Origin of the sequence: Christiangramia portivictoriae DSM 23547, from assembly GCF_000423045.1 — a bacterium.
In the GTDB taxonomy this organism is placed as follows: Bacteria; Bacteroidota; Bacteroidia; order Flavobacteriales; family Flavobacteriaceae; genus Christiangramia; species Christiangramia portivictoriae.
On the sequence record NZ_AUHF01000001.1, the window covers coordinates 625,095 to 638,302 of the forward strand.

At 41.7% G+C, this 13,208-nt stretch carries 12 protein-coding genes; 10 read left to right on the forward strand and 2 right to left on the reverse strand.

Translation table 11 applies throughout. The features are described 5' to 3' along the window. Positions 1-2 precede the first annotated feature (2 nt). The 5 genes from G529_RS0103025 to G529_RS0103045 all read left to right on the forward strand — a co-directional run bounded on the left by G529_RS0103025 (position 3) and on the right by G529_RS0103045 (position 6,720). On the forward strand, positions 3-1,196 hold the full coding sequence (locus G529_RS0103025; RefSeq protein WP_026914131.1) for a cytochrome c oxidase subunit II: 1,194 nt from the start codon (positions 3-5) through the stop codon (positions 1,194-1,196). 38 nt (positions 1,197-1,234) lie between these two features. Beyond that, the gene (locus G529_RS0103030) at positions 1,235-3,058 is read left to right on the forward strand and encodes a cytochrome c oxidase subunit I (protein WP_026914132.1); all 1,824 of its coding nucleotides are present in this window, start codon (positions 1,235-1,237) and stop codon (positions 3,056-3,058) included. 110 nt (positions 3,059-3,168) lie between these two features. Then, complete coding sequence (locus G529_RS0103035) at positions 3,169-4,350, forward strand: S41 family peptidase (protein ID WP_026914133.1); 1,182 nt, start codon at positions 3,169-3,171, stop codon at positions 4,348-4,350. 3 nt (positions 4,351-4,353) lie between these two features. Next, positions 4,354-5,376 carry a Holliday junction branch migration DNA helicase RuvB gene (gene ruvB / locus G529_RS0103040; protein WP_026914134.1) on the forward strand — a complete coding sequence of 341 codons (1,023 nt, stop codon included), beginning with the start codon at positions 4,354-4,356 and terminating at the stop codon, positions 5,374-5,376. A 9-nt stretch (positions 5,377-5,385) separates the two neighbouring features. Next, positions 5,386-6,720 carry a cytochrome P450 gene (locus G529_RS0103045; protein WP_026914135.1) on the forward strand — a complete coding sequence of 445 codons (1,335 nt, stop codon included), beginning with the start codon at positions 5,386-5,388 and terminating at the stop codon, positions 6,718-6,720. Here the strand turns inward: G529_RS0103045 and G529_RS0103050 are convergent, their stop codons facing one another. Beyond that, positions 6,721-7,311 carry a TetR/AcrR family transcriptional regulator gene (locus G529_RS0103050; protein WP_026914136.1) on the reverse strand — a complete coding sequence of 197 codons (591 nt, stop codon included), beginning with the start codon at positions 7,309-7,311 and terminating at the stop codon, positions 6,721-6,723. 72 nt (positions 7,312-7,383) lie between these two features. Between G529_RS0103050 and G529_RS0103055 the strand changes: the two genes are divergently transcribed. From G529_RS0103055 to queG, 3 genes are read left to right on the forward strand one after another with little or no spacing between them, the layout of a single operon-like run. After that, positions 7,384-7,821 (forward strand): cupin domain-containing protein, encoded by a 438-nt coding sequence (locus G529_RS0103055; protein WP_026914137.1) that lies wholly within the window; start codon positions 7,384-7,386, stop codon positions 7,819-7,821. A 20-nt stretch (positions 7,822-7,841) separates the two neighbouring features. Further along, positions 7,842-8,384 carry a hypothetical protein gene (locus G529_RS15405; protein ID WP_026914138.1) on the forward strand — a complete coding sequence of 181 codons (543 nt, stop codon included), beginning with the start codon at positions 7,842-7,844 and terminating at the stop codon, positions 8,382-8,384. Between the two features lie 44 nt (positions 8,385-8,428). Then, on the forward strand, positions 8,429-9,358 hold the full coding sequence (gene queG / locus G529_RS0103065; RefSeq protein WP_026914139.1) for a tRNA epoxyqueuosine(34) reductase QueG: 930 nt from the start codon (positions 8,429-8,431) through the stop codon (positions 9,356-9,358). On the opposite strand, the gene G529_RS0103070 is transcribed toward queG, so the two are convergent. Continuing rightward, complete coding sequence (locus G529_RS0103070; protein ID WP_026914140.1) at positions 9,355-10,125, reverse strand: energy transducer TonB; 771 nt, start codon at positions 10,123-10,125, stop codon at positions 9,355-9,357. The two genes, queG and G529_RS0103070, sit on opposite strands and share 4 nt — an antisense overlap. 122 nt (positions 10,126-10,247) lie before the next feature. On the opposite strand from G529_RS0103070, the gene G529_RS0103075 reads away from it, so the two are divergent. Both G529_RS0103075 and ruvA read left to right on the forward strand, forming a co-directional pair. Next, positions 10,248-12,542 (forward strand): NADP-dependent malic enzyme, encoded by a 2,295-nt coding sequence (locus G529_RS0103075; protein WP_026914141.1) that lies wholly within the window; start codon positions 10,248-10,250, stop codon positions 12,540-12,542. Positions 12,543-12,626: 84 nt separating this feature from the next. Continuing rightward, positions 12,627-13,208, forward strand: a complete 582-nt coding sequence (ruvA, locus tag G529_RS0103080) for a Holliday junction branch migration protein RuvA (RefSeq protein ID WP_026914142.1) — start codon at positions 12,627-12,629, stop codon at positions 13,206-13,208.

The window sequence follows — 13,208 nt, forward strand, 5'->3', positions numbered from 1 at the left end:
AAATGACCGTATTTTTAGTAATCATAGTACTCGCACTTCTGGCCGTAACAGGTTGGCAGATCTCTAAGATCTTTCAGTTATCCAAGGGATCAGATGAGGATACTTCACAGGTTGCAAACGATAAGGATAACCGTACCCACGGGATCCTGATGCTAGCATTTGTAATTTTCCTTTATGTTATTACCATATTCTGTTTCTGGGAATACAGTAAATTCTACCTTCCGGAAGCAGCTTCTGAACATGGTTCAGAATATGACACTTTAATGTTTGTGTCTATTGGACTTATCATGTTCGTACAAATCATTACTCAGGGTCTGTTGCACTACTTTGCCTTTAAATACAAAGGGAAGAAGACTCAGAAAGCATTGTTCTATGCAGATAATGACAAGCTGGAATTTATCTGGACGATCATTCCTGTAATCACTCTTGCTGGTCTTATCATCTACGGATTGTTTACCTGGAGTGATATCATGAATATCAACGAAGACGAAGATCCATTGGTGATCGAAGTTTACGCTTACCAGTTTGACTGGAGAGCAAGATATTCCGGAGAAGATAATACTTTAGGAAAAGCCAATGTTCGTTTTATCGAAGGTGTGAACCAGTTAGGGGTGGATGAATCTGATTCTTACGGGAAAGATGACGTTATCACTACTGAATTACATTTACCGGTAAACAGACCAGTACTTTTCAAGTTCAGATCTCAGGATGTATTGCATTCAGCTTATTTTCCATTCTTCCGTGCCCAAATGAACGTGGTACCTGGAATGATCACTCAGTTTGGTTTTACTCCAACGATCACTTCCGAAGAAATGCGTGAAAGTGAGTACATGAGAGATAAAGTTCGTAGCGTAAATGAAGTAAGAAATGAACGTAACGAAGCATTAAGAGCACAGGGAGAACCTACACTTGATGAGTATGAGTTTGAATACTTCCTTCTTTGTAACAAGATCTGTGGACAGGCACATTATAATATGCAAATGAAGATTGTAGTTGAGTCTGAAGAAGATTTTAATGCATGGATGGCAGAGCAGCCAACTTTTGGAAGTACTATGGAAGAAAGTAGTCAGGATGTAGATAGACCAGAAGACACTGCTGGAGATGGCACGCCAGAGTCAATGCAGGAAGATTCTGAAGGGGAGATGGAGACAGAAAATGCACCGGAAGGTGAGAATGCAGTAGCTTCAGTAGAATAGATAACGAACGTACAATTTTAAGATAAAGAATTAGAGATATGTCAGCAATTGCAACAGCACCGGCACACGATCACCACGATGATCACGGACATCATCATAAGGAAACTTTTATAACAAAGTATATTTTCAGTACCGATCATAAGATGATTGCGAAGCAATATCTTATTACAGGTCTTCTAATGGGAATCGTAGGGATTGGAATGTCTATCCTTTTCCGTATTCAGCTAGCATGGCCACAAGAATCATTCTGGGTATTTGAGGCATTATTAGGAGAACGCTGGGCACCGGAAGGTGTTATGTCACCAAGTATTTACCTGGCTCTTGTTACCATTCACGGTACGATCATGGTATTCTTCGTATTAACTGCCGGACTTTCCGGTACGTTTTCGAACTTATTAATTCCGTTGCAAATTGGTGCCCGGGATATGGCCTCTGGATTCCTGAACATGGTTTCTTACTGGTTGTTCTTCCTTTCTTCAGTGATCATGCTATGTTCATTGTTCGTGGAGTCAGGACCAGCGATGGCAGGTTGGACAATTTATCCTCCTTTATCTGCACTCCCGGAAGCAATTAGTGGTTCTGGAACAGGGATGACATTATGGTTGGTATCCATGGCGATCTTTATAGCTTCTTCTTTACTAGGATCCCTGAACTATATTGTTACAGTATTAAACCTTAGAACTGCAGGGATGTCTATGACCAGGCTTCCTCTTACGATCTGGGCGTTCTTTGTAACTGCTATTATTGGAGTGGTATCGTTCCCGGTATTACTTTCAGCAGCATTGTTATTGATCATGGATAGAAGTTTTGGTACGTCCTTCTTCTTAAGTGACATTTTTATCAAAGGAGAGGTATTAAGTCACCAGGGAGGTTCTCCGGTACTTTTCGAACACCTGTTCTGGTTCCTGGGTCACCCTGAAGTTTATATCGTATTACTTCCGGCACTTGGGATCACATCAGAAATTATCGCTACAAACTCACGTAAGCCAATCTTTGGATATCGTGCAATGGTAGCTTCGATTCTGGCTATCGCATTCTTATCTACGATTGTTTGGGGTCACCATATGTTCGTATCTGGTATGAACCCGTTCCTTGGATCGGTATTTACATTTACCACATTACTAATTGCGATACCTTCAGCAGTAAAAGCTTTTAACTATATCACGACCCTCTGGAAAGGTAATTTACAAATGAACCCGGGAATGTTATTCTCGATAGGTCTTGTATCTACATTCATTACAGGTGGTTTAACAGGTATTATCCTTGGGGATTCTACACTGGATATTAACGTGCATGATACGTACTTCGTGGTTGCTCACTTCCACCTGGTGATGGGTATCTCTGCACTGTATGGACTATTCGCCGGGGTTTACCACTGGTTCCCAAAGATGTTTGGTAGAATGATGAACAAGAATCTTGGTTATATCCACTTCTGGGTCACTGCGGTAGGTGCTTACGGAGTCTTTTTCCCAATGCACTTTATCGGGATCGCGGGTCTTCCAAGACGTTACTATACTAATACTGAATTTCCATACTTCGATGACTATGCAGATGTGAACGTTATTATTACGGTAGCTGCCATTGTCACTGCGTTAGTTCAGTTGGTGTTTATCTATAACTTCTTCTCTTCTATGTTCTACGGAAAGAAAGCTGTAATGAACCCTTGGAAATCGAATACACTGGAATGGACAACTCCTGTAAAACACGTACACGGAAACTGGCCTGGTGCGATTCCATCGGTATACAGATGGCCTTATGATTATTCTAAAACTGGAGAAGATGGTGAGTATGTAATTGCCGGACAGGATTTTGTGCCGCAAACCATGCCACTTCAGGAAGGTGAGGAAGAATTGAATCACTAAATCATTTCAAGATTTATATACAAGAAGCCTTTTCCAATTTGGAAAAGGCTTTTTTAGTTTAGTGGTTTTACTAGTTTAGAATTTGTTATCTTTTTGGGAAATCAAGAATCATGAAGTTAGTCGTCTATTTTCTTATCCTGATCTTCAGTTTAAGTAGTTTTTCCCAAAGCAATTGCGATTGCGCAAAGAACATCAGGGTGCTGGATCAAACACTACAGGATTTGCCGGTCTATCGGAACACAGAAGACCTCACGGCTTACAACGAGGCCTTGAGCCTGGCCGAAAGTTATGATTATACCGGAACCAACATGGCATATCAATGTTTTCAGCAGATGAGCAATATTCTTGTGACGCTGAATGATCGGCACAATATGATCTATTCTGAACTTGGATTCGATGTCGAAGGAACTGATACTTTGTATCACCGGTTTCCAAGGTATCAAGGTGACCTGGATAGCTTAAGAGCAAAGCTTAAAAACATGCCACTCGAGGATGTGCAGGGCATCTATTCCAGAAATGGTTTTAGCATAGGCCTGATTGCTTCGGAAGATCATTTAACAGTGGTAAATCTTAGCGGAGGAAAAGAGGTATGGCAGGAAGGGGAAATCATAGGTCGATTCCTGAAATATGATAATGCACGTTACCTGGCAGCAATCGGGAAGTTTCATGATAAGACACTTGTTAATCTGCCAGTTGAAGTAAAAAATGGGCACATCCCGAAATTACAACTTTCTAAATCAACTGCCGGGAAAGATCATTCCAGGGTTAAAGCCAGCGAGACTTATTTGCACTCCAGAAATGACGATGTTACCTATCTAAGAATTGGAAGTTTTTCCGGATACAATCCCGTTTTAAAAAATGCAGAAAACTTCTATCAAAGCCTGGAAGAAAAAGCTGTTACCAAAAACCTGATTTTGGATCTGCGGGACAATGGTGGCGGTGGGAACAGAAATTCAGATATTCTTTATAAATATCTACGGAAAAACTACAGGAATGCGAATTTATACGTTTTAATAAATGGTACTACCGTAAGCAATGCAGAGCAGTTTGCACTAAGACTCCAGAAGTTTCAGAACTTAAAGTTGCTGGGTAGTACAACCAGCGGTACTATCGCTTATGAGCTTGGTAATTCTTACGATTTTCCCTGCCATAACTTCAAAGGATTCTTTACTTTTAAAGACCACAAAAAATATCTGGAATATGAAACTTCAGGAGTGCACCCAGACATCAAACTGGATAATTCCGAGGATTGGATAAAGCAGACTGAAGAATATATTGCGAAAAGCAACTAAATGATGAATGAAAACCTGGATGCCAGCGGGGACAACTTTTCTCCTGAAGAATTTGACATAGAAAGAGCGTTAAGGCCATTAAGCTTTAATGATTTTGCGGGGCAGGAACAGGTACTGGAGAATTTACAAATCTTCGTACAGGCTGCAAATATGCGTGGAGATGCCCTGGATCATACCCTTTTTCATGGCCCTCCCGGGTTGGGGAAAACCACCCTGGCGCATATACTTGCCAATGAACTTAACGTAGGGATTAAGATCACTTCAGGTCCCGTCCTGGATAAACCCGGAGATCTTGCTGGTTTGCTTACCAATCTTGATGAACGCGACATTCTTTTTATAGATGAAATTCATAGGTTGAGTCCAATAGTGGAAGAATACCTGTATTCAGCCATGGAAGATTATCGTATCGATATCATGCTGGAAACCGGTCCTAATGCCAGAACGGTACAGATCAATTTAAATCCATTTACCCTGATTGGTGCTACGACCCGCTCAGGCCTGCTCACGGCACCCATGCGTGCGCGATTTGGTATTTCCAGCAGGCTACAGTATTATTCAACAGAATTGTTGTCTGGGATCGTGGAAAGAAGTTCAGAAATTCTTCAGGTTCCAATTTCACAGGACGCCGCTATCGAGATCGCAGGCAGAAGCCGTGGTACGCCCAGAATTGCGAATGCTTTGCTAAGAAGAGTTAGGGATTTTGCACAGATCAAAGGGAATGGGAAAATCGATATCGAAATTGCGAAGTATAGCTTAAAGGCACTGAACGTAGATGCTCATGGATTGGATGAAATGGATAACAAGATCCTGGAAACCATTATCGATAAATTCAAAGGCGGTCCGGTAGGAATTACGACACTGGCGACTGCAGTAAGTGAAAGCGCTGAGACCATCGAGGAGGTTTATGAACCATTCTTGATTCAGCAGGGATTTATATATCGCACGCCTCGAGGAAGAGAAGTGACCGAACATGCCTATCGCCATCTTGGAAGAACCAAGACTCCAGGCCAGAACGAATTGTTTTAAGAAGAAATCATGCAGGAAAAAGAGCAGAGTATACCTGAAGTATCACTGGTTAAATTTTTAAAACATTCCGCCAATATTTTAAAGAACCCGTTACCCTTTCATAAAAAGAACTTCGAGGAAAAAGGCGATACTTTTCGATTGAAAATAGGTTTTAACAAGTCGGTCATATTTTCACGGGAGGCTGCCCTGGTTGAATATGTACTTCAGAAGAACCAGAAGAACTTTGTAAAGTCTGAGATACAAACTAAAGACCTGGTAAAGTATGTTGGAGAAGGTTTGCTTACTTCAGAAGGAGAACACTGGAAAAAACAGCGAAAATTGATCCAGCCGGCCTTCCACAAAAAACAGCTGGCCAATTTACTCGATTCTATTAAGGAAGCCATTTGTGCCGAATATGAGCATATAGAGACCGGGAAAGAGATCGATATTTTTCCCATCATGAACGATCTTGCCTTCCAGACGGTCGTAAAATCACTTTTTAGCAGCGCCGCTAATCAAACGGAGATCAACCGGCTCCAGTATATTACTGAAGCTACTCAGCAAATGCTGGTAAAAGAATTACGACAACCTTACCTGGGCTGGTGGTTTAGCCTTAGTGGTAAAATTGATAGTTATCTAAAACTTACCGAGGAAGCCAGAAGTATCTTGCGAACCATTGTCCACGAACGACAGGCTTCAGGAGATCGATATGACGATCTTCTGGATATGCTTCTGGACGCGAAGTATGATGACGGTAATTTTATGGATGAAGAACAGCTCATCGATGAAATTTTGATCCTTTTTACCGCAGGACATGAAACCACCTCGAATTCACTCACATTTACTGCTCAGTTACTTGCATTTCACCCTGAGTGGCAGGAAAAGATTTATGAGGAGGTTTCCGCATTAAAGAAAGAAAGTGATGATCTTATGCATCTGGTGACCAATGCGCCGTTTACTCAAATGGTCCTGGAAGAATCCATGCGCATGTATCCACCGGCATATTTTATCGATCGGGTGAACATTGAAGAATTTGAATTTGACGGCAAGTATTTTGAGCCGGGTTCCAATTTGCTGTTTTCGCTGCATGAGGTGCACAGGCACCCAGATTTATGGGAAGATCCAGATGATTTTAAGCCGGAAAGGTTTGCAGATGGCGGTAGACAATACAGCTCGCAATATTTCCCATTTGGTGCGGGTCCTCGTAAATGTATTGGTAATAATTTTGCGATGTTTGAAATGATCATAGCTGTGGCAGAAATGATGAACGATTACAAGTTACAGCCGGTCAACAATCAAATCGAGATCAAACCGCTGATTACTCTGAAGCCCGACCAAGCGATCCTTAAGTTTATGAAGCGATAATCATTTCAAAATTGATTGCAGTAATTTCTCCATTCCCCAGTTTAATAGTTTCTTAGAAGCCTCATTATCTAAACCACATACATCTTTAGTGACTACGAAAGCTTCCACACCCATAAGTAAGGTCGCAATGTTGGCCAGGTTTTCTTTTTCCTGAGCGCTCATGTGCTCAGCTTTGTTCTCGAGCAACATCATCAGGGATTTTTTACGGCGGGCACCACGCATTTTATCGCTATGTTCATTGTTAAGGATTACACTCATATATTTTCGAAAGCCAGATTCATTGTCTATGGTTAGCTGGTTGTAATAGTCCTGTATACTAAAAATCGCATCTTCCAGGCCCTTCCCGGCAACTTCCTCATAAAGATCTTCTGAGCTTTTTGTGTTCAGGTCCAGAACGGCCTCTGCAGCCAGCACATCGATACTGGAATAATAGCGATAGATCGTTGCCCTGGAAATCTCTGCTTCTTTGGCTACATCCTCGAGGCTTAGATCTTTATTTCTTTCCAGTAATTTCTGTGTGCTTCTAAGAATTTTGTCCCGTGTTTTGAGTTTTTGTGTCTTTCTTCCTCTCTGTATGTATTGCCTGCTCATGAGACAAATATCTTATAAAACTTTGATTATCCAAAATTGAATTATATATTTACGAGACTAAAATCTCATAAGATGTGTAAAAAACTAGAAACATGGGTGTTAGGTCACAAGGTTTCGGTCCAGAATCTTTCCGGGGACTACGATCTTACTATTGGCGAATCTCTTAGCCAGGTTCCAGGACCACCACCACATTACCACGAAAATCTTCACGAATCTTTTTATATCGTGACTGGAGAAATGGATTTCATCATCAATGGCGAACAGAGAAAAGTAAAAGCGGGGGAGTCCATAGATATTCCCCCTAAAACGCTGCATACGTTTGTGAATTCTCAAGATGCAGATTGCCAGTGGGTCAATATACACAGCCCTAAAAGATTCGGGGAATTCTTTCATAATTATGGAATTCCTGCCAGCGAAGAAAATGCGATGCAGAAGTCGGTTTCGCCAGAAATCATTCAGCAGGTCTTAGAAACTGCAGGCGATTATGATATGATCATCAAAATGGAGTAGTAACCAATAAATCAAAACATATGAAAACGACATTATTAGGGAAAATTTACCTGCTCGGGATCGTGTTTACCGGGATGCTTATTAGCTCCTGTAGTTCAGATTCCCTGGAAGAAGAGACCCTCAGCAGCTATGATTTTAAGCTTGAGAAGGCAGAGACGCTGGAGGATCAGCTGGAAATGCTTACCAAAGCAATGCGAAGATTCCACAATTTTGATGTGGCTGTTGACCAGGGCTATGTACAGGTGAGTCCGCTAGTAACCGGTATGGGTTATCATTATGCCAAACCAGAGTATGTAGACGCGAAATTCGATTTGCTTAAACCTGAGATCCTGGTGTACCATCCAGATGAAAACGGGGAAATGCAATTTGTAGCTGCAGAATATTTGATACCAATCCCAGGTTGTGAGCCGGATGCCGATCTTCCCCAGCCAAATGAAGGTTTTATAGGGAACAATGATTACTGGAAAATAAATTGCGATGCCGGTGGATGGACGCTACACGCCTGGGTGGGACTCGAAAACCCAGATGGAGTTTTCGCTCCATTTAATCCCAGACTTCAATGATCTCAGCCAATTAATTTTTACATTAGCTGCTCTAAAGTCATTCTTTGAATCCTTCAGCAGCAAAATATTCACAACTAATTAAAGCCGAAGCAAAACGCCTCGGCTTTTTGTCATGCGGAATTTCAAAAGCTGAATTTCTGGAAGAGGAAGCACCAAGACTTGAAAAATGGCTTCAGAATAACATGCACGGAGAAATGCGCTATATGGAAAATTATTTCGATAAGCGTCTGGATCCTACCTTGCTGGTTCCGGGTTCTAAAAGTGTCATTTCGTTGTTGCTGAACTATTATCCTTCAGAAACTCAAAATTCAGAATCTTATAAGATCAGTAAATACGCTTATGGTAGAGATTATCATTTTGTGATCAAAAATAAATTGAAGCAAATGATTACCACGCTACAGGACGAAATCGGCGATTTTCACGGTCGAGCTTTCGTGGATTCGGCACCGGTACTGGACAAAGCCTGGGCAGCAAAAAGCGGACTCGGTTGGATTGGAAAACATTCCAATCTGCTATCAAAAAAAACCGGCTCTTTTTATTTTATTGCTGAATTGATCGTCGATCTTGATCTGGAATACGATACTCCGGTGACCGATCACTGCGGAAGCTGTACCGCCTGTATAGATGCCTGTCCTACAGAAGCGATCGTGGAACCTTATAAGGTAGATGGTAGTAAATGCATTTCCTATTTTACTATTGAACTGAAGGATGAGCTTCCACAGAGTATGAAGAACAATTTTGATGACTGGATGTTTGGCTGCGATGTCTGCCAGGATGTATGCCCGTGGAATCGATTTTCCAAACCTCACCAGGAGCCGCTATTCAATCCTCATCCTGGACTTCTGGAGAACTCAAAAAAAGACTGGGAGGAGATTACCAGGGAAACTTTCAATGAGATTTTTAGAAAATCTGCCGTAAAACGGACTAAATATGAAGGTTTAAAACGAAATATAGAGTTTTTAATGCCCGACTAACTGGAGAAATCATACGAAATGATCACTTTCTCATTCTCTCCCTTCTTATTTTTCGCTGGCTCCTTGATCACGATCTTATCTACTTCGGCTTTTACAATATTCTGAAGTTTACGATCAGGATGAATTACCATTTTCCTGGAGATCTCTCCATTCGCTGCGACGATCAATGAAATTTTCAGCAGGTCAATTTGCTTGTCTGTATAATTCATTTGTCTGAGCTTCATTCCAAGATCATACTTATAACGATCAACTATATTTCTAATTCCCGTCTCGTAACCTTGAAACTCAGGAGGCGTTGCAACCTCCTTTACATCACTAATGTTCGCGAAATCACCTTCTCCTGAAATCCTGGCGCTATCATTCCCAATTTCAAGGCTTCTAAATTTAAACGGCAGGGTATAAGTGATCGCTACGGGTTGGTCGTTTAACATTGCCGGCTCGGCGATCGTCAATTCTTTAATTGCGTCTTCGGCTACCCTTGCAATTGTCGCAAATTTAGATCGTGATCGTACATTGATGACTTCCCCTTTTTCGCTTACCGTAAACTGTATGTACGCCTTTCCAGATTCTTTCGATTTGATGATATCTGCGATATTCACATTACTATTCATAAACTGACTAATAGAAATACTGAAGCATTCTTCGGAAGGGTCTCCTTCACAAAAACCCTTTATTATTGGAGGACTATCTACCTCGTTTATAGATAAGTTTTGCGCAACCGTATATACAGGCATCAGGAATACTGCTAGAATGAGACTTTTGATCATCAATTTAATTTAGGTTTCCAAAGTATAAATTATCTTAGAGACACCGTCGAAGCTTTTGTTCTTTTTATTTCTCTAAGGACAGCAGCCTTCTTAACTTTGCTGATTAGCGCAAACTTAAAATTATGAGTAACACTTCCAGAAAAAGAAGAGAGGCACTGGTTTACCACGCTAAACCGAAGCCCGGGAAAATTGAAGTTGTACCAACCAAGAAATATGCCACCCAAAGAGATCTGTCTCTGGCTTATTCTCCAGGTGTAGCTGAGCCATGTCTAGAGATCGAAAAAGATAGGGAGAATGTTTACAAATATACTACTAAAGGAAACCTGGTTGCAGTGATTTCCAATGGTACTGCCGTTCTGGGTCTTGGGGATATAGGTCCCGAAGCATCCAAACCGGTAATGGAGGGAAAAGGCCTGTTGTTCAAGATCTTTGCAGATATTGATGTTTTTGATATTGAAGTAGATACCAAAGACGTAGATAAATTCATAGAAACGGTAAAAAATATTGCGCCTACTTTCGGCGGAATCAACCTGGAAGATATCAAAGCTCCTGAAGCATTTGAAATTGAACAACGTTTAAAAGCAGAGCTGGACATCCCGGTAATGCATGATGACCAGCATGGGACTGCGATCATTTCAGCAGCAGCACTGCTGAATGCCCTGGAACTGGCTAAAAAGAAGATTGGTAAAGTCAAGATCGTAATAAGCGGCGCTGGAGCGGCTGCCGTTTCCTGTACGAAACTCTACAAAGCTTTTGGGGCCAAGGCTGAAAATATCGTTATGCTGGACAGCAAAGGCGTCATTAGAAAGGATAGACCTAATCTTTCCGAAGAAAAAGCAGAGTTTGCAACCGCGCGTAAGATCGATACTTTGGAGGAAGCGATGAAAGACGCCGATGTCTTCGTGGGTCTTTCAATCGCAAATATCGTTAGCCCGGCAATGTTAATGAGCATGGCCAAGAGACCTATCGTTTTTGCCATGGCCAACCCAAACCCGGAAATAGATTATAACCTGGCCATGGATACGAGAAAGGATATCATCATGGCGACTGGTAGAAGTGATCACCCAAACCAGGTGAACAATGTTCTTGGTTTTCCATTCATCTTCCGTGGTGCACTGGATGTAAGAGCTACCAAGATCAATGAAGAAATGAAAAAAGCTGCGGTAAAGGCACTGGCAGAACTTGCCAAGGAAGCGGTGCCGGAACAGGTAAATATCGCATATGGTGAAACCAGGCTTAATTTTGGGGCAGATTATATCATTCCGAAGCCATTCGACCCAAGATTGATCGCTAAAGTTCCACCTGCAGTGGCCAAAGCTGCCATGGAGAGTGGTGTCGCCCGGGAAGGGATCGATGACTGGCAACGTTATGAAGAAGAGTTGCTGGAAAGAATGGGTAATGAAAACAAGATTACTCGCCTTTTACAAAATCGAGCCAAGACAAATCCTAAGCGAATCGTTTTTGCTGAAGCAGATCATCTTGATGTTCTTAAAGCAGCACAAATCGTACATGACGAAGGGATTGGTTTTCCTATTCTTTTAGGTCGCCGTGAAGTGATCAGGGAATTAATGGCAGAAATCGATTTTCAGGAGGAAGACGTGGTCATCATCGATCCAAAATCTGATGAGGAAGAGATGCATCGTAAAAACTATGCTTACAAATACTGGACGACCAGGCATAGAAGTGGCGTCACTAAATATGATGCAGAAAAATTACTGAGAGAACGTAACTATTTTGCCGCGATGATGGTGAATGAAGGCGATGCTGATGCATTGCTTTCAGGATATTCCAGGGCATATCCAACAGTGGTCAAACCTATGCTGGAACTTATTGGACTGGCCGATGGTGTCTCCAGGGTAGCCGCGACGAATGTAATGAATACTTCCAGAGGTCCGTTATTTATTAGTGATACCTCTATCAATATCGATCCATCTGCGAAAGATCTGGCCAAGATCGCGCAAATGACGGCTCGTACGGTACAATTGTTCGGGATGGAACCTGTGATCGCTATGGTTTCTTATGCCAATTTCGGTTCTTCAAAAGATCCAAGGGCTAAAAAAGTTAAAGACGCGGTGTCTTATTTACATAGAACTCATCCAGATCTTAGTGTAGACGGTGAATTACAGGCAGATTTTGCGCTTAACAGGGAGATGCTTCAGAATAAATTCCCGTTTTCCAAACTTGCCGGTAAAAAGGTGAACACCCTCATCTATCCAGACCTGGACTCGGCAAACAGCACTTATAAACTCATCAAGGAACTGAACAATGTGGATTCAATTGGGCCAATCATGATGGGAATGAGAAAACCTGTTCACATTCTTCAGCTTGGAGCAAGCGTGGAGGAAATGGTGAATATGGCAGCAGTTGCGGTCATAGATGCACAGGAAAAGGAAAAAAGGGCGAAGAAAAAAGCTTAATATTGCATTGAAGTAAAGGGCGGAAGGATGATTTCCGCCTTTGCTTTATTTTACTACATTTGGAACTCAACACAACTTTCTTTCATGATTCATCACCTAAAGGGTCAGTTAATAGAAAAAAATCCCACGTATGTGGTTATTGATTGTAATGGCGTAGGCTATACCGTAAATATTTCCCTTCATACTTTTTCACTCATTCCTGAATCTGAAGCGATTAGCCTTTATACCTATTTACAGGTAAAAGAAGACTCGCATACTTTGTATGGATTTAAAGAAAAATCTGAAAGAGAGATCTTTAAATTGCTTATTTCCGTATCTGGTGTAGGCACGAGCACAGCCAGGGTCATGTTGTCCTCGTTACAGCCAAAAGAAGTGATCAATGCGATCGCGACCGGCGATGTCCTTACCATACAGAGTGTGAAAGGAATAGGAGCCAAGACGGCTCAAAGAGTTATTCTTGACCTCAAGGACAAAGTGCTTAAGGTAATGGGCGACGACGAAGTTTTAATGACTCCGAACAATACTAACAAGGAAGAAGCGTTATCAGCTTTAGAGATCTTGGGTTACAATAGACGCCAGGCTGGCAAGGTTGTAGAAAAGATTCTGAAGGATGAACCTGAATCCACCGTAGAATCTATTATAAAAATGGCTCTTAAAAAGCTGTAA